Origin of the sequence: Achromobacter sp. Marseille-Q0513, from assembly GCF_018195695.1 — a bacterium.
Taxonomy (GTDB): Bacteria; Pseudomonadota; Gammaproteobacteria; order Burkholderiales; family Burkholderiaceae_B; genus Achromobacter.
On sequence record NZ_JAGTJY010000135.1, the window covers coordinates 1 to 16,746 of the forward strand.

The window sequence follows — 16,746 nt, forward strand, 5'->3', positions numbered from 1 at the left end:
GGTCACGGCCCGGCCGGGGGAGTAGCCGGGGGCGGGACTAGAATAAGCGGACGCCGCCGCTTGGCGGCGATCCCCTATCCGTTCCCCCGAGGAGCTTGCAGCATGACCGCAACTTCCGCTGCCCCAACGCCAGGCGCAGCGCTGCCCGCCGCCACCGTCCAGGTGGACATCATTTCCATCCAATCCCAGGTCGTCTATGGCTGCGTCGGCAACAACGCCGCCATGCCGGTGTTCCGCAAGGCCGGCTGGCGCGCGCTGGCCGTGCCCACCGTGATCCTGAGCAACACGCCGCACTATCCGACGCTGCATGGCGGAGCGGTGCCCATGGATTGGTTCGACGGCCTGTTGCAGGGGCTGGAAGACCGGGGCGTGACGCGCGTGGCGCGGGCCGTGGTCTGCGGCTACCTGGGCCAGCCAGCCCAGGCGGACGCGCTGGCGCGCTGGCTGCCGGCGCTGCGCGCCGCCCGGCCCGACATCCAGGTGCATATCGATCCGGTCATGGGCGACCGCAACGACGGGCTGTACGTGAACGAGGGCCTGGTCGCGCAATACCGCGACCTGCTGGTGCCGCATGCCGATGGCATGACGCCCAATCATTTCGAGCTGGAGCTGCTGGTCGGCCGCAAGCTGGTCACGCTGGATGAAGTGCTGGCCGCCGCCCGCGAACTGATCGCGCGCGGCCCGCGCTGGATCGTGGTCACCAGCGCCGCGCCGGCCGAGGCCGAGCCCGGCACGCTGCGCCTGGCCGTGGTGACGCGCGATGAGGTCACGGTGGTCAGCCATCCGGAAATCGCCATTCCGCCGTCGGTGCATGGCACCGGCGACGTGTTTATGGCGGCCATCACCGCCGCGCTGCTGGCCGGCCAGCCCCTGGCCGAGGCCGCGCGCGACGCGGCGCGGCAGGTTACCGAGGCGCTGGCGCGCACGCGCGAGCTGGGCTGGGAAGAGCTGGCGGTGGAATAGTGGCGACGCGGCCCGCGCGCCTTCGATGGCGGGCGGGCCGCGTTGTGAGCCGCCGGCTGCCGCCGGGCCTCAGGGCACGATGGACAGGCCCACGCGGAACTGCGAGTCCTCGCGCCGGTTGTAGCCCAGCAGCGTCTCGCCATAGCCGTTGAAATACTGCAGGTGCAGGTAGCCGTTCATGTTCAGCCAGGTGCGCTGCAGCGGCCAGGCGAAATCCAGCTGGGTCGTGCGGCGCTGCTGGTCGCCCTGCCGGTACAGGGCCGTGACCACGGCGCCGTTGTCCTGGGCCCAGCGCAGCTGCCAGTCGACGCGGCCGGCGTAGTCGGCGTAATCCGGGTTCTCGCTGGCCACGCCGAAATAGGCCTTGATCCTGGGCGCGAAGGTCAGCGTGCTGCCGCCGTCGAGGCGGTAGTGGAAGCGCGGTTCGACGTAGCCGTCGTTGACCGAGCGCGAATCGGGACCGTCCTTGCCGTTCGAGTTGTGCTCCGCCCCGACGTTCACGCCCAGGCGCCAGTTCTGGCTTTCCGAGGACCAGAGATTGTCGGACAGCCAGAACACGCTGGGATTGAAGGTGGTGTCGATGAAGGGCATCGAGTCGCTCTGCAGGTCCCAGAGCGAGGTCTGGGTGTATCCCAGATAGAAGTTCTCGTACCAGTTCGCGGGCCGGTTGGCGGCCGGGCTGAAGAGGCGGTACTTGGCGCTGATCTGGAAGCGCGCGGTGGTCTTGCCGCGCGTGCCGATATCGAAATACACCGGCTTGTATTCGGAGATCGCGCTGCGAAAGCGCGAGAAGGCGTCCGCCTGGCCGGGCGCGGCGGACGCGTCGGGCGACGGGCCGCCCTGCACCGAGGCGCCGGCGGCGGCGACTTCGGGCGCGGGCACCGGCTGGCCGCTGCGCGCATCCACCACAGGACCCTGCGCCGGCGTGCTGGCCAGCGTGCCGCTGTCGCGGCCGGTGGCGTCCAGCGCCATCATGGCGGGCTGGCCCTCGATGGAAACGGCCTGCAGCCCGCGCGCGCTGGCGGGCACCTCGGCCGACCAGGCCAGGCGCGCGAAGTTGTTGACGGGCACGCTGTAGCGCGCCTGCTCGCCCTGCAGGCGCGCCAGGCTGCGCACGATCTGGCCGTCCTGGCCGCGCCATTGCAGCACCAGCTCGGGCGGGGCCTCCCAGGTGGCGCGGGCATTGCCTTCGTTGAAGTAGACCGCCTCGATGGTGACGGTGTCGCCGGGGGCGGCCGAGGGGCGGTCCAGCCGGTACGACACGCCGGCCGCGGCGGTGCCGGCCATGCCCAGCGCCAGGGCGGCGGACAGGACGTGCAGGGCGTGTATCGGACGGTCAATGCTCATAGGGGAAGAAGAGGTCAGAAGGACGAAGCAATGTAGCATCGCCCTCCGCAACCGTCTGTAAGCCCGCCTGTGCTTATGTAGGCATTGAAACAGCGCCGGGCCGGCCGGCGCGCCGTCCCTATTCGCCGAACTTGATGCCCTGGGCCAGCGGCAGCTGGCGCGAGTAGTTGATGGTGTTGGTGGCGCGGCGCATGTAGTTGCGCCACGCGTCCGAGCCCGATTCGCGGCCGCCGCCGGTTTCCTTCTCGCCGCCGAACGCGCCGCCGATCTCGGCGCCCGAGGTGCCGATGTTGACGTTGGCGATGCCGCAGTCCGAGCCGGAGGCCGACAGGAAGGTCTCGGCCTCGCGCAGGTCGTTGGTGAAGATGGCCGACGACAGGCCTTGCGGCACGGCATTGTTCAGCGCCAGCGCCTGGGCGAAGTCGGTGTAGCGGATCACGTAGAGGATGGGCGCGAAGGTCTCGTGGCAGACCACGTCGGTCTGGCCCGGCATCTCGGCGATGGCGGGGCGCACGTACCAGGCGTCGGGATACTGTTCGGCCAGCGCGCGCTCGCCGCCGGTGACCTTGCCGCCCTGTTCGACCGCGGCCTTGAGCGCCGACTGCATCGCGTCGTAGGAAGCGCGGTCGATCAGCGGGCCGACCAGCGTGCCGGCGTCCAGCGGATTGCCGATGGGGGCGCTGGCGTAGGCCTGGTGCAGGCGGCGCAGCAGCTCGTCGGCCACGCTGTCGTGCACGATCAGGCGGCGCGTGCTGGTGCAGCGCTGGCCGGCCGTGCCGATGGCGCCGAAGACGATGCCGCGCGCGGCCATGTCCAGGTCGGCGCTGGGGCCGACGATGATGGCGTTGTTGCCGCCCAGCTCCAGCAGCACGCGGCCGAAGCGCTGCGCCACGCGCGGGCCGACCTGGCGGCCCATGCGGGTCGAGCCGGTGGCCGACACCAGGGCCACGGCATGCGAATCGACCAGCGCCTCGCCGATCTCGCGGCCGCCGATCAGCACCTCGGACAGACCCGCCGGCGCATCGCCGAAGCGTTGCGCGGCCTGCGCGAACAGCGCCTGGCAGGCCAGCGCGGTCAAGGGCGTTTTCTCCGACGGCTTCCACACCACGGCATTGCCGCAGACCAGCGCCAGCGCGGCGTTCCAGGACCACACGGCCACCGGGAAGTTGAAGGCGCTGATCACGCCCACCACGCCCAGCGGATGCCAGGTCTCCATCATGCGGTGGCCGGGGCGCTCGGAGGCGATGGTCAGGCCGTACAGCTGGCGCGACAGGCCCACGGCGAAGTCGCAGATGTCGATCATTTCCTGTACTTCGCCTTCGCCCTCGGCCAGGATCTTGCCGGCCTCCAGGCTCACCAGCCGGCCCAGCTCGCGCTTGTGGCCGCGCAGGGTTTCGCCGAACAGGCGCAGCAGCTCGCCACGGCGCGGCGCCGGCACGTCGCGCCAGGCCAGGCTGGCCTGGCGGGCGCGGGTGATGGCGGCATGCGCCTGGGCCACGCTGTGTTCGCGCACCCGCGCCAGCTCGGCGCCGTCGATGGGACTGCGCGCGGCCAGCGTGCCGCCGGTGAGCGCGGCCGGGTCGAGTCCGAGCGCGCGCAGGATGTCAGATGAAGTGTCCATGCCGGTTCCTTGGGTTGCGGTGCGGGGCAGGGTTATGCCTAAGTGGCGATTTCGGAAAAAAATTTACTATACGAAACTCAAGCTGTAAATGCGAAACCCCCCGGATGCCGGCGCGCGTGCGCCGGCATCCCGAGTCACCCGATCGGGAGCATTGATGGCCGTTGAACCCCTGCTGCGAGTCCAGGCAGTCACCAAGTCCTACCGGCGCGACGGGCAGCCCGCCCACCTGGCGCTGGCCGGCATCGACTGCGAGCTGAGCCGGGGCGAGGTCATGGTGGTGGTCGGCCCGTCCGGCTCGGGCAAGAGCACGCTGCTGCGCACGCTCAACGGCCTGGAGACCATCGACAGCGGCGCCATCACGGTGGACGGCGTGTCCCTGACCGATCCCGCCACCGACATCAACCGCTGGCGCACCGACGTGGGCATGGTGTTCCAGCACTTCAACCTGTTCCAGCACCGCAACGCGCTCGACAACGTGGCGCTGCCGCAGCGCGTGGTGCGCGGCCGCGACCGCGCCCAGGCCGAGCGCTACGCCCGCGAGCTGCTGGGCCGCGTCGGCATGGCCGACTACGGCGCCCGCTATCCCAGCCAGCTGTCCGGCGGCCAGCAGCAGCGCGTGGCGATCGCGCGCGCGCTGGCCATGGATCCCAAGCTCATGCTGTTCGACGAGGCCACCTCGGCGCTCGATCCCGAGACCGTGGGCGGCATCCTGGAACTGATGCGCGCGCTGGCGCGCGACGGCATGACCATGGCGGTGGTGACCCATGAAATGGGCTTCGCCCGCGACGTGGCCGACCGCGCCCTGTTCATGGACGCCGGCCGCGTGATCGAGGCCGGCACGCCGGCCGAGGTGTTCGGCAGTCCCCGGGAGGCCCGCACGCGGGCGTTCCTGGAGAAGATCCTGTAGCGGCGGCGCAAGGCCGATACAGTCGCCGCCCGCTAGCGGCATGCGCGCCGGCCCGGCTGAACCGGGCGCCGCCGGCGCGCGGATGGCAGGCCCGGAATGACGTCAGACCACACATTCAAGGGGTAGAGCATGTTCAAGATCAAGCAATGGCTGGGCACGGCCTGCGTGGCCTGGGCCGCGGCGTCGGCGGCGCTGCCGGCGCAGGCCGACGAGCTGGGCGACATCATCAAGCGCGGCGAGCTGCGGGTGGCGGTGCAGACATCCGGACCGCTGATGAGCTTCATGGACAAGAGCGGCAAGCGCACCGGCCTGGCGGTCGAGGTCGCCCAGCGCATGGCCGACGACCTGGGCGTGAAGCTGGTGTTGCAGGACTACGAGTGGAAGGGCCTGATCCCGGCGCTGCTGTCCGGCAAGGCCGACATGGTGGCGGCGGACATGACGCCCACGCCGCAGCGCGCGGCCCAGGTGCTGTTCTCGGCGCCGATGTTCTACGCCGAGACGGTGGCCGTGGTGCCGAAGGATTCGCCCTACAAGAGCTACGCCGAGCTGGACAAGGCCGGCGTCACGGTGGGCGCGCTGGGCGCCAGCACCTACGCGGAAGTGGGCAAGAAGATGCTGCCCAAGGCCACGCTCAAGGAGTTCTCCGGCGGCAGCGCGCCGGTCGGCCAGGCGCTGTCCAGCGGACGGCTGGACGCCGGCATCATGTCCATGTCGACCGCCAACCAGTTCCTGATGGACTTTGGCAACCTGCGGGTGCTGGACGGCATCATGGTGCGCGAACCGCTGGCCTTCGCGGTGGCGCCCAACGCCTTCCGCCTGAAGTTCTGGCTGGACAATTGGCAGACGCTCAAGACCGCCGACAACACGCTGCCCGAGCAGGTGAAGTATTGGTACTCCACCGACTGGAAGAAAGAGCACTGAGGCCGTCCGCCGGGGGCAGCGCGCATGGATTGGTTGATCGACTACTACAACTGGCGCATCGTCAGCCAGTACGCGGGCCAGTTCGCGTCCGGCCTGGCCAACACGCTGATTGCGGCCGGCGCCAGCCTGGTGCTGTCCGTGCTGGCCGGCATCCCGCTGGCGCTGGCGCGCATGTCGCCGCGCGCGCCGTGCTGGCGGCCGGTGGCCGGCTACGTGCAGTTCGTGCGCGCCACGCCGCTGCTGGTGCAGATCTACCTGGTCTATTACGCGGTGCCCATGCTGATACCCGGCGCCAAGGGCTGGAGCGAGATGGCGCTGGGCATCATGGCGATGACGCTGCACCACGCCGCCTACATGAGCGAGATCATCCGCGTCGGCATCGAGTCGGTGCCGCGCGGCCAGGTCGAGGGCGCCAAGGCCTGCGGCATGAACTACGGCCAGCGCCTGCGCTACGTGGTGCTGCCGCAGGCCTTCGCCAACACGCTGCCGCCGCTGCTGGGCCAGACGGCGGTGCTGATCAAGGACACCTCGCTGCTGTCGCTGATCACCGTGTTCGAGCTGGTGGCCGCCGGCGTGCAGATGAACAGCGAGCGCATCGTGCCCAACGAGAGCTTCCTGACCATCGCCGCGGGCTATCTGCTGATCTACGGCGTCATGCTGCTGCTGTCGCGCGGCGTCAGCTTGTGGCTGGCCGGCCCGGCCTGGAACGCGAGGTGAGCATGCTGGAATCCTACCTGTCGACCGCCGGCGTGGTGCTGCCCTTCCTGCTCAAGGGCTTCTGGGAGACGCTGAAGATCTCGTTCTTCGCCATCATCGCCGGCTCGCTGCTGGGCTTCGTCATCGGCGTGGTCCGCAGCTACCGCATCCGCGGCCTGCACCAGCTGCTGGGGCTGTACATCCACGTGCTGCGCGGCACGCCGTTCCTGGTGCAGCTCTATATCTTCTATTTCGTGTTGCCCAGCTCCGGCATCGCGTGGCTGCACTGGGACTCGGCCACGGCGGCCTTCGTGTCGCTGTCGGTCTACACGTCCTGCTACGTGGCCGAGATCATCCGGGGCGCCATCGAGGCCGTGCCGCGCGGCCAGACCGAGGGCGCCATGACGCTGGGCCTGAAACCCTTGCAGATCCTGCGACTGGTGATCCTGCCGCAGGCGCTGCGGCTGATCGTGCAGCCCATGAGCGGGGTGTACGTCATGCTGATCAAGAGCACGGCCATCCTGTCCGTGGTCGGCATCACCGAGCTGACGCGCCAGGGCGAGGTCTTCATCATCACCTTCCCGGCCAAGTCGCTGTTCATCTACGCCATGATCGCGGCCATCTATTTCCTGTACTGCTATCCGCTGCTGCGCCTGGCCAACTGGCTGGAAAAGCGGCTGGCCGGCGGCCTGCAAGGCGCCAGCCTCAACTAGAACGGACGCCGCCCAGCACCATGCCCACCGAGTACGTCGACACCTACTACAAGCGCACGCTGTCCGACCCGCAGACCCGCTATCCGGCCCTGTCCGGCCCGGAAAGCACCGAGGTCTGCGTGGTGGGCGGCGGCCTGGCCGGCCTGTCGGCGGCGCTGGAACTGGCCCGGCGCGGCCGGCAGGTCGTGCTGCTGGAAGGCAGCCGCATCGCCTGGGGCGCCTCGGGCCGCAACGGCGGCTCGGTCTCGCCCGCGTTCTCGGCCGGGGCCGACGCCATCCGCCGCCATGTGGACGAGGAACACTACCGCGCGCTCTACCGGCTGTCGATGGAGGGCGTGGAGATCATCCGCGCCAACATCCGCGACCTGGACATCCGCGACGCCCACAAGGTCGACGGCCGCCTGCGCGTGGTGCGCTACGACGCCGGCGACGCGCTGCAGCGCTGGTGCGAGGAACAGCAGCGCGTTTTCGAACGCGACGTGCGCGTGCTGTCGCGCGCCCAGCTGCGCGAGCGGCTGGTGACCGAGGCCTATTTCCAGGGCGTGGACGATCCCACGTCCTTCCATTTCCATCCGCTCAACTACGCACGCGCCCTGGCGCGGGAGTGCGCGCGGCTGGGCGTGCGCATCCACGAGGACTCGCCGGCGCAGCAGTTGGCGCTGGACGGCGCGGTCAAGCAGGTCGCCACCGCCGGCGGCCGGGTCGAGGCGCGCACCGTGGTGCTGGCCACGGGCGGCTACACCGGCGCGCTGCAACCCGCGTTGCGCCGGGCCATGCTGCCCATCGCCACCTACATCATGCTGACCGAGCCGCTGGGCGAGCGCGTGCGCGAAGCCATCCGCAGCGACGCCGCCATCGGCGACGACCGCCGCGCCGGCAACTACTACCGGGTGCTCGATGGCGGGCGCATCGGCTGGGGCAGTAGAATCACCACCCGGATCGACGACCCGCCGGATCTGGCCGAGGCGTTGCGCCGCGAGCTGCTGTCGGTCTATCCGCAGCTGCGGGGCCTGCGCGTGGAAACCGCCTGGTCGGGACGCATGGCCTACGCGCGGCACCTGATGCCGCAGATCGGCCTGCTGGCCCCGGACGTCTGGTACTGCACGGCCTTCGGCGGGCATGGCATGAACACCGCCTCCATCGGCGGCCGCGTGGTGGCCGAGGGCATCACCGGCGACAGCCACCGCTACCAGCTGTTCCAGCCGTTCGGGCTGGCCTGGAACGGCGGCGCGCTGGGCCGGGCGGCGGTCCAGCTCACATATTGGTCTTATCAAGCGCGCGACTGGTGGCGGGAGCGCCGGTCGCGCTGACAGGGTGTACAGATGCAAGGCAACAAACAGAGCGTGTTGGCACAACGGCTGCGAGCCCTGCGCCAGGCGCGGGACTGGACGCTGAAGCAGGCGGCGGCGGCCACCGGCGTGTCCGCGTCCGCTCTGTCCAAGATCGAGAACGGCCTGCTGTCGCCCACCTATGACAACCTGATCAAGATCGCCGCCGGCCTGGAACTGGACGTGGCCGAGCTGTTCACCCCGTCCGACGCCCACATGGGCACCGGCCGCCGCAGCCTGGGCCGCCAGGGGGAAGGGCGCCAGTACGAAACCCCGTACTACGACCACCGCCTGCTGTGCACGGCGCTGTCGCACAAGCGCATGATGCCGTTCCACACCCGGGTCAAGGCGCGCTCGTTCGAGGAATTCCAGGACTGGAGCCGCCACCATGGCGAGGAATTCGTCTACGTGCTGAGCGGCGAGGTCGAGCTGTACACCGAGTTTTACGAGCCGGCCCGGCTGCGCGCCGGCGAAAGCTTCTACATCGACAGCCGCATGGGACACCGGGTCATCAGCGTCAGCAAGGAAGACGCGCTGGTGCTGTGGGTGTCCACGCACACGGACCTGGGCGAGGAATAGCGGGGCCTTCCGGTCTTTTTCCCTTGCTTGGCGCAACAAGGTAAAATGCGCCCGCCCGGAGCCTTTCCGGGCATTACCCAATCGCGCGGCAGTAGCTCAGCTGGATAGAGCACGGGCCTTCTAAGCCCGGGGTCGGGGGTTCGAGCCCCTCCTGCCGCGCCAGGGATCCAGGCGATGCAATGCCTGGACAGGGTTCGTCGACCGCAGGCGCGGCCGTTTCAAGCAAGCGCAGCCCGCCGCCGCTAGAACATCATCCTGAACCCCACGGTCGCCGTGACCACATGGCTGCCGGAGAAATCGGCATCCGCGTCGATCTGGCCGTAGAGGGCATAGCGTCCTCCCCAGCCGTAATTCGCGCCCAGGCCCACGCTGCCCCAGGTGCGCGCCATCCGGCTGGCCACCGGCACCTCGGCCACGCGCACGCGCGTCCCGTCCAGGAATTCATGCTTGACGTTGACGACGCCATAGACGCTGGCTTCCCGGCTCACACCGCTCGATTGCCAGTCGCGCTTGTAGTCCAGCGCGATGCCGACGCGGCCCTGCAGGCTGTCGCCCTTGTCGCTTTCGACGCGCGCGCCGAATCGGTCGTTGAAGCTGCCGAAGCGGGTCGACAGGTACGTCAGCTGCGCCTGCGGGATCAAGGCGAGTCCCTGCCTCAAGTCCCAGGCCTTGCCCGCCTCGATGCCCAGCCCGTAGCTGTGCGCCTTCTCGCCATTCCTGAGCTTGCCCGCCGCGCGTGATTTCAGGTCGCTGTCGAACCAGTTCGCCTGGGCCTGGACGTCGACATAGACGCCGTTCGCGCCATACCAGGTCAGCGTGGGCGTCAGGCCATAGACGGTGGTGTCGACGTTGCCGTTGCCGTAGGCCGAGGACACGCGCGTGTCGGCCTTGCCATAGTGAAAAGCCAGGCCGCCCACCAGGTGGGAGCCGTCGCGCTCGCCGTTCAGGATGCGATCCACGCCGAACTGTGCCTTCCAGCTGTCGATGTCCTGGCGCGCGCCGGTCGTGGACGTCGCGGGATCGTATCGGCTCGCCGTTCCTTCCACCCGGCTCCACACGCCGTTGCGGCCGACGTCCGCCGGGTCGTAGAGACGATTGCCGACCCGCTGGCGCAGGGTCGGCAGCTTGCTCAGCTGTAGCAGCGTGTTGGCGTAGGCTTCATAGACCGGCACGCCGGGCTGATAGCGCAAGGGCGGCTCCGCGCCCGGTGTGCCGCCGCCGGGTTGAGGCGAGCCGGGATCGGTCAGGGACGATCGCAGATACCAGCCGCCGTCGGCCGGATCCTGTTGCAGCACATAGCCGTAGGCGCCGGCCACCAGGGCAGGGCGGCCATCGATCACGTAATCGCCGTTGGCCAGGTTGAATTGGCCCGCCGAGACGCCATTGACCTGCACGATCTGTATGCCGCGCTGGGTCGCCGCGCCCGCGCCGCCCACGTTCTTCACCGTGACCGGCGTCGCGCCGGCGGTCGCGCCCGTGATCACCAGCTTGTCGGTCGGCGAGTTGTCGGCGCCAAGCTGCGTGCGGACTTCCAGGCCGCCGCCCTGGCCGGCATAGTCGCCGGCGATCGTCAGCGTGCCGAAGCCGCTGCGCGGTCCCGGCGCGATGGTGCCCTGGTTGGCCGTCGCGCCGACGCGTCCCGTTCCGGTCAGCCGCGCGCCCGCGAGCACATTCACGGGTCCGCCCAGGATGCCGTCCACCTGCAGCGTGCCCGCGCGGATGGCGGTGTTCCCCGTGAACGCCGCGCTGTTGCCCGACAGCGTCAGCGTGCCGGCGCCCAGCTTGTTGAAGCTGGACGCGCCCGAGAAGGCGGTGCCCATGACCACGTCGTAGGTATTCGTGTCGAACCAGGCGCCATTGGCGCCGATCGCCTGCGTGGCGAAGCCGTTCAGGAAATCATTCTGGTCGCGAATGGCGCGCAGGATGCCGCCATTCCAGTTGAAAGCCGTGGTGCCGGCCCCCTTGACGACGGAGCCGGTCTCCAGCGCGCCACGACCGCTGGCATCGCCGAGCAGGTTCAGCGTGCCGGTGGAGCCGCCGGCGACGGCGATCCAGGTATCGGCGGCGGCGCCCGCGATCCCGCCCTTGTCGATGGTCAGCGTTCCCGTGCCCGCCGAGCCGATCTCGATGCGGTCGCTCGCCCTCAGGGTCGAGGCGTTGGCCGTCGTGCTGGACACGTTGACGGTGCCCACGCCGCCCGCCTGGAGCCCGATATAGATCGACGCGGCGGAAGTCGGCCCGCTCGGTCCCTGGGTGTGGACAGCGGCGCCGTCCTGGACCTGCAGTTCGCCGGTCCCTTCAAAACCGACATAGATGTTGTTCAGCGGATCCCAGACCGATCCGGCGCCCGTCACGGTAACGAGCCCGTTGCCGCCGGGTTGCCAGCCGATGATGCCCTGGCCGCTGTGCACCGCGCCGCCATCGTCGATCCGCAGCGTGCCGCTGCCGCCGGTGCCGATCTGGAACGAGTTGATCGTGGAAAGCTGCCAGACGGATCCACCGCCCGACACGGTAACGGTGCCAACGCTGCCGCTATCGCGGCCGATGATGCCCGCATCGCTGCGCGCCTGGCCGCCGGCCTGCACCTTGAGCGTGCCTTGGCTGCCCGATTCGACCCCGACGGACACCAGACCGGCGCTGGTCCAGGTCGATGCCGCGCCGCCGTTCCTGCCGGACACCGTCAGGGTGCCCACGGCCCCATTGAGATTGCCGATGGTGGCCAGATCGTTGGAGACCGTGGCGCCGGCGTCGATGGTCAAGCTGCCCGTGGTCGTGTCGCCGACGGTCAGGTCGCCGCCGACCGTCCAGTTGGGTGTCTGGACCGACCCGGGCAGCACTTCTCCGGTACTGGAGACCAATTGGGCGCTGGCGGAATGCGGGAAGTTGGCCGCGCATGAGATGAAAACTGCCTTCAGCAGCCACTTTGCTTGTTGGCGCTTGCGCTCGACCATGGCAATTCCTCCCCGAATGGACGCGATGTGCTTTCGGGCTGCTACGGCAGGCGGAGCGCCTTTCTTAATAGGTGATTGCGCAGGGGGGGATGCGCGATTGCGATGGCCGTTCTTCGATTGGGTGTCACGGTTGCAGAGGGATTGAAGGCTGCTCAACCCAAGCCGTTTTCCAAGTTATTGGCGGTACGAGGAAATCCGGCAGGTCATGTCAGGCGGCGGTCATTTCATGTTCTGCGGCCATGGCCAGGAATGCCGACCGCGACATGCGCCGGGTTTGCGCGGCCTCGTCGATGCGATGGACCAGGTTCTCGGGCAAGCTGATATTGAGCCTTACCGCCTTTGTGCTGACCTTCGACAGATCGATATCGACCATCATCCAGTAGCCCCCCTGGAAGTCCTCGTGGCTGACCCATGCTTCGGGGGCGGACGGCGCGGGAATTGTCTCGGCCTCGCCGTGGAAGTGCGCCTCGACGGCTTCCTGGGCTGCGCGCGGCAGGTCTTGCCAGTCGTCGGCTGCGGCAAAGCAGCCGGGGAAGTCGGGGAAGGAAGCCCCGTAGGCGCTACCTTTTTCTTTATGCACGTGGATCGGGTAGAACATGAGGTTCTCCTGTGCCGTCCGCCTATCGCAGGCCGGCTTGCTTGAGGATGGAGCGCTGAGTCGCCATCGGCAAGTCCTTCTTGGGATGCGGCACCGTAACCCTGCCGGGCTTGGTGGGGTGCTTGAACTGATGATGGGAACCCACGGTATGAACCAGGTACCAGCCATCGGCTTTCAGTTGCTTGAGGAGGTCTGCGCTGTTCATCCGTGCAATCATGAATTCTACACAACCATACACAATGGGGTTGTCCGAATCTTTATCAATCGGACCGCACGCAGGACATGGCAATGCGGAGTCCGACAAAATGGACGTTGCCATTGGGATGGCTTGGGAAGTTGCGGGCGACGATGACCAAGCTACCGCCGCCGACAGTCAGGTTCCCTGGCGTCCGGTCAGCCAAGCCAGTTCGTCGCCAATCAATCTAGCAGGCATGGCACGCAGATCACGCAGCAGTGACAGGGGTAATTGAGTCGGAGATTCAGGCGCTTCAGGGAGAGACGGGCAGCACCTCAGTTCGGTATAACCGTTGAAAAGGGTTCTCGCCGCGCAGCGCAGGCGCCGAGGAAGGGCATTGTGGTACACCGTCAGGTTTCGCTGTATCGCCACATCTATTCAAGGAGTTGTCGCATGCCCATCGTCACCATCCAGCAATCGCCGCGTTCCGTTGAACTCAAGCGTGAACTGGCAAAGAGGATCACCGAGGCGTTTGAAGAGGTATATCAACTGCCCGCGGACGCGGTGCAATTGTTCTTCGCCGAAACCACCGACGAGAACTGGGCGAAGGCTGGCGTGCTGGCCTGCGACAAGGCCAAGTAGACATATTGTTGACGCTGGCGGCGGACGCCGCCAGCAGGCGCGCAATGCGCGTCTAGCCATTGCGCATTGCCGCGCCGTCGCCTGACGGCCGTCTCGGCAGGGCACTGCGTCGCGGTCGTTGGCCTATTGGCCGCGCAGCCGCTCCAGCTGCTGGCGGTTCAGGCGCGCCGCTTCCTCTTCCGCGTATTCCTTCTCGCCGGCTTCGTACTTCCCGTCATACAGGCAACCGCTGCGATTCCAGCGGCATTCATTGGTGACCGGCGTGGCGCCGTAATGTCGGTCGCCCAGGCCCACCATGGAACACCCGGATGCCAGCGCGGCCAGGCCGAGCACGATGCCGCAACGGCGCAAGGTTTGAATGGTCACTATCTTCGTCCCACAAAAAAGCTGCTACAGGCGTTCTTATAGCAAACCTTTGTGGATAGCCCGCATCCGGGCCGGCGGGCCGAACGCGGGAGGCCCGAGGACCGCCGGCACGGCTCCGGGCTGGTGAGTCGGGCAGGTGATATTCCCGGGTTGTGGACGTCGAGTCCATGCATCCGCCGGGGACCGGCTGCGGCGGGATGCGCCGCGCCTGCATGGTTCGGACCCATGCAAGATTCAATATGTATGGATTCAATCTGAGTTTGTTACCCTACTAATTGATTGGAATCATCCATACATTGCGACATCTCGGTGCAGAAAGACCCATGCAAGACGACGATTTATATGCAATCTGGCCCTTGCGGCTGGCGCGCGGCAGCGGTCCCCGCTACCGGCAGATCGCGGACCTGATTGAACGGGCCGTCGCGGAAAACCGGCTCCAGCCGGGCGACCGCCTGCCGCCGCAGCGCGGATTGGCGCAGCGCCTGGGCATCGACCTGACCACGGTCACGCGCGGCTACAACGAAGCCGGCCTGCGCGGCCTGCTGGATCCGCGCGGCGCGGCCGGCACTTTCATCTCGCGCCGCGCCGAGCCGGCCGCGCTGGTGCTGGACCTGGGCATGAACCTGCCGCCGCCGCCGCTGGGCTGCGACATGCAGGAGCTGCTGCGGCGGGGGCTGGCGCGCGTCATGGGGCGCCAGGACGTGCATGTGCTGATGACCTATCAGCTGGCCGGCGGCAGCGCCGCCGAGCGCGCGGCCGGCGCGCAGTGGCTGTCGCAGTCGGCCGAGCCGGTCGATGCCGGGCATGTGCTGGTGACGCCGGGGGCGCAGGCGGCGCTGGCCGCCGTGATCCTGGCCTGCAGCCAGGCCGGCGACGCCATTGTCTCCGAGCCGCTGGTCTATCCCGGCCTGCTGGCCGCCGCCGAACAGCTGGGCCGCCGCGTCGTCGTGGCCGAGACCGACGACGAAGGCATGACGCCGACCGGCCTGGAGCGGGCCTGCCGCGAAAGCGGCAGCCGTCTCGTCTACCTGAATCCCACGCTGCAGAATCCCACCACGCGCACGCTGACGGAATCGCGGCGGTGCGACCTGCTGCGCTCGGCCGCCGCCTGCGGCGCGCAGGTGATCGAGGACGATCCCTATCGCTTGTTCCTGGACGCCGCGCCGCCCACCATGGCCAGCCTCGCGCCCGCCTCGGTCTTCCATATCTCGACGCTGGCCAAGTGCCTGACGCCGGGGCTGCGCACCGCCTATGTGCTGGCGCCGGACCTGGATAGCCGCGCGCACGTGCTGGCGTCGATGCGTTCCTTCGCGCTGATGGCCACGCCGCTGATGAGCGCGCTGGCCGCGCAGTGGATCGCCAGCGGCGCGGCCCAGGACATCCTGGACGGCGTGCGCGCCGAGGCCCAGGCGCGCCAGTTGATGGCGCGGCGCGTATTGCAGGGCGCGGCCGTCTTGACGCAGGCCGAGCCGGCCGAAGGCATCCACCAATGGCTGGCGCTGCCGGCGCCGTGGACGGCGAACGCGCTGGCGCGCGCGGCGCGCGACGAGGGCCTGAGCGTGGCGTCTTCCGATGCCTTCCGCGCGGGCGTCGACGCGCCCAACGCCATCCGCGTGTCGCTGGGCGCCGAGGCTGATCGCGCGCAGCTGGAACAGGCGCTGGGAACGTTGGCCGGGCTGATGCGCAGCCGGCCGCAGCCGCCGCGCGCTGCGATGGTCTGAGCTGCGCGGCGCCAGCAGTCCGAGCGGCGCCACGCAGCCCGTTCGAGCCGCGCGGCGCCGGCCATCCTGGTCGCGCCGGCCATGGCGGCCGGCGCACGGGAGATCGACGCCGTCGGCCTCAGTTCACCTGCAGGTGATACATGGCCCGGCCGCGGATCAGCGTCAGCAGCAGCGGCCGCCCGGCGGTGTCGGCCAGCAGGCCGCGCAGGTCGGCGAGCTTGCTGACCGGACGCCGGTTCAGGCCGATGATGATGTCGCCGCGCTGCACCCGCGCCGCGACCGCGCCCCGGTCCGGATAGGCGGCGCTGACCACCACGCCGTCATTGCCCTTTAGCCGTTGCTCGCGCGCCATCTCGGCGAACTCCACGCCGTTGAGCCGCGCGTCCAGCGAGCCGCCGTGGAAGCGTTCGTTCTTCTCGGGCTCGATGCGCAGCGTCGCCTCCACCCGCTGGCCGCCGCGCAGCAGGCTCAGGCGCACCTGCTTGCCCACCGGCAGCAGGCCCTCGGCGTTGCGCAGCTGGGCGCTGGTGGAAACCGGCTTGCCGTCCACCGCCACGATCTGGTCGCGCGCCTGCACGCCAGCCTGCTGCGCCGGCGAACCGTCGGCCACGCGCGCCACCGCCACGCCGCTGGAGCCCGGCGCCAGGCCCAGCTGCCGGGCGTTGCGCGGGGTGATGTCCAGCGTGTCCAGGCCCAGGCCGCCGCGTTGCACCTGGCCGTGCTGCAGCAGCTGGCGCATGACCTCGGCGGCCAGGTTGGACGGAATCGCGAAGCCAATGCCCACGTTGCCGCCCGAGGGCGTGTAGATCATGGTGTTGATGCCGACCAGCTCGCCGTTCAGGTTGACCAGCGCGCCGCCCGAGTTGCCGGGATTGATGGAAGCGTCGGTCTGGATGAAGTTCTGGTAGCCGGCCGCGCGCAGGTTCGAGCGGTCCAGCGCCGAAACGATGCCCGACGAGGCGGACTGTCCCAGGCCGAAGGGATCGCCGATGGCCACCACGAAATCGCCCACGCGCAGGTCGCTGGAATCGGACAGCGCCAGGGCCTGCAGGTTTTCAGCGGGAATGCGCAGCACGGCCAGGTCGGTATCGGGGTCGCTGCCCACGACCTTGGCGCTGAAGCTGCGGCCGTCCTGCAGCGAGACGCGGATGGCCGAGGCGCCGCGCACCACATGGTGATTGGTCAGGATGTTGCCCTGCGTGGCGTCCACGATCACGC

The 16,746-nt window shown here is 68.9% G+C and carries 16 protein-coding genes and 1 tRNA gene; 10 read left to right on the forward strand and 7 right to left on the reverse strand.

Going from position 1 to position 16,746, the window contains the following annotated elements; translation table 11 throughout:
- Window positions 1-102: 102 nt before the first annotated feature.
- Window positions 103-963: a pyridoxine/pyridoxal/pyridoxamine kinase gene (gene pdxK, locus KDH83_RS22275; RefSeq protein WP_212319920.1), complete on the forward strand. Its 861-nt coding sequence runs from the start codon at window positions 103-105 to the stop codon at window positions 961-963.
- Between the two features lie 69 nt (window positions 964-1,032).
- On the opposite strand, the gene KDH83_RS22280 is transcribed toward pdxK, so the two are convergent.
- Window positions 1,033-2,310, reverse strand: a complete 1,278-nt coding sequence (locus KDH83_RS22280; protein ID WP_212319922.1) for a phospholipase A — start codon at window positions 2,308-2,310, stop codon at window positions 1,033-1,035.
- 118 nt (window positions 2,311-2,428) lie between these two features.
- Complete coding sequence (locus tag KDH83_RS22285) at window positions 2,429-3,931, reverse strand: aldehyde dehydrogenase family protein (protein ID WP_103275586.1); 1,503 nt, start codon at window positions 3,929-3,931, stop codon at window positions 2,429-2,431.
- Between the two features lie 154 nt (window positions 3,932-4,085).
- Here KDH83_RS22285 and KDH83_RS22290 point away from each other — a divergent pair, with 154 nt between their 5' ends.
- The 7 genes from KDH83_RS22290 to KDH83_RS22320 all read left to right on the forward strand — a co-directional run bounded on the left by KDH83_RS22290 (window position 4,086) and on the right by KDH83_RS22320 (window position 9,237).
- Window positions 4,086-4,838 carry an amino acid ABC transporter ATP-binding protein gene (locus tag KDH83_RS22290; RefSeq protein ID WP_283093840.1) on the forward strand — a complete coding sequence of 251 codons (753 nt, stop codon included), beginning with the start codon at window positions 4,086-4,088 and terminating at the stop codon, window positions 4,836-4,838.
- A gap of 129 nt (window positions 4,839-4,967) precedes the next feature.
- On the forward strand, window positions 4,968-5,759 hold the full coding sequence (locus tag KDH83_RS22295) for an ABC transporter substrate-binding protein (RefSeq protein ID WP_212319924.1): 792 nt from the start codon (window positions 4,968-4,970) through the stop codon (window positions 5,757-5,759).
- Window positions 5,760-5,783: 24 nt separating this feature from the next.
- Window positions 5,784-6,476, forward strand: a complete 693-nt coding sequence (locus tag KDH83_RS22300; RefSeq protein WP_212319926.1) for an amino acid ABC transporter permease — start codon at window positions 5,784-5,786, stop codon at window positions 6,474-6,476.
- Between the two features lie 2 nt (window positions 6,477-6,478).
- Complete coding sequence (locus tag KDH83_RS22305; RefSeq protein WP_103276596.1) at window positions 6,479-7,168, forward strand: amino acid ABC transporter permease; 690 nt, start codon at window positions 6,479-6,481, stop codon at window positions 7,166-7,168.
- Between the two features lie 20 nt (window positions 7,169-7,188).
- Window positions 7,189-8,478, forward strand: coding sequence for an FAD-binding oxidoreductase (locus KDH83_RS22310; protein WP_212319928.1), 1,290 nt, complete (start codon window positions 7,189-7,191; stop codon window positions 8,476-8,478).
- Window positions 8,479-8,490: 12 nt separating this feature from the next.
- The gene (locus KDH83_RS22315; RefSeq protein ID WP_212319930.1) at window positions 8,491-9,075 is read left to right on the forward strand and encodes an XRE family transcriptional regulator; all 585 of its coding nucleotides are present in this window, start codon (window positions 8,491-8,493) and stop codon (window positions 9,073-9,075) included.
- Between the two features lie 85 nt (window positions 9,076-9,160).
- A tRNA-Arg gene (locus KDH83_RS22320) sits at window positions 9,161-9,237 on the forward strand.
- Between the two features lie 80 nt (window positions 9,238-9,317).
- On the opposite strand, the gene KDH83_RS22325 is transcribed toward KDH83_RS22320, so the two are convergent.
- From KDH83_RS22325 to KDH83_RS22335, 3 genes are all read right to left on the reverse strand, one after another.
- Window positions 9,318-12,026, reverse strand: a complete 2,709-nt coding sequence (locus KDH83_RS22325; protein ID WP_212319932.1) for an autotransporter outer membrane beta-barrel domain-containing protein — start codon at window positions 12,024-12,026, stop codon at window positions 9,318-9,320.
- 208 nt (window positions 12,027-12,234) lie between these two features.
- Window positions 12,235-12,624: a type II toxin-antitoxin system HicB family antitoxin gene (locus tag KDH83_RS22330; protein WP_103275571.1), complete on the reverse strand. Its 390-nt coding sequence runs from the start codon at window positions 12,622-12,624 to the stop codon at window positions 12,235-12,237.
- A 22-nt stretch (window positions 12,625-12,646) separates the two neighbouring features.
- A complete protein-coding gene (locus KDH83_RS22335) occupies window positions 12,647-12,829 on the reverse strand; it encodes a type II toxin-antitoxin system HicA family toxin (RefSeq protein WP_103275570.1) in 183 nt (60 codons plus the stop codon).
- Window positions 12,830-13,198: 369 nt separating this feature from the next.
- Between KDH83_RS22335 and KDH83_RS32885 the strand changes: the two genes are divergently transcribed.
- A complete protein-coding gene (locus KDH83_RS32885) occupies window positions 13,199-13,441 on the forward strand; it encodes a tautomerase family protein (protein WP_349291654.1) in 243 nt (80 codons plus the stop codon).
- Between the two features lie 123 nt (window positions 13,442-13,564).
- Here the strand turns inward: KDH83_RS32885 and KDH83_RS22345 are convergent, their stop codons facing one another.
- Window positions 13,565-13,807, reverse strand: a complete 243-nt coding sequence (locus tag KDH83_RS22345; RefSeq protein WP_212319936.1) for a hypothetical protein — start codon at window positions 13,805-13,807, stop codon at window positions 13,565-13,567.
- Between the two features lie 323 nt (window positions 13,808-14,130).
- On the opposite strand from KDH83_RS22345, the gene KDH83_RS22350 reads away from it, so the two are divergent.
- Window positions 14,131-15,528 (forward strand): PLP-dependent aminotransferase family protein, encoded by a 1,398-nt coding sequence (locus KDH83_RS22350; RefSeq protein WP_212319938.1) that lies wholly within the window; start codon window positions 14,131-14,133, stop codon window positions 15,526-15,528.
- Window positions 15,529-15,646: 118 nt separating this feature from the next.
- Here KDH83_RS22350 and KDH83_RS22355 read toward each other — a convergent pair.
- The coding region (locus tag KDH83_RS22355; RefSeq protein WP_212319940.1) for a trypsin-like peptidase domain-containing protein at window positions 15,647-16,746 on the reverse strand (1,100 nt) is incomplete at its 5' end.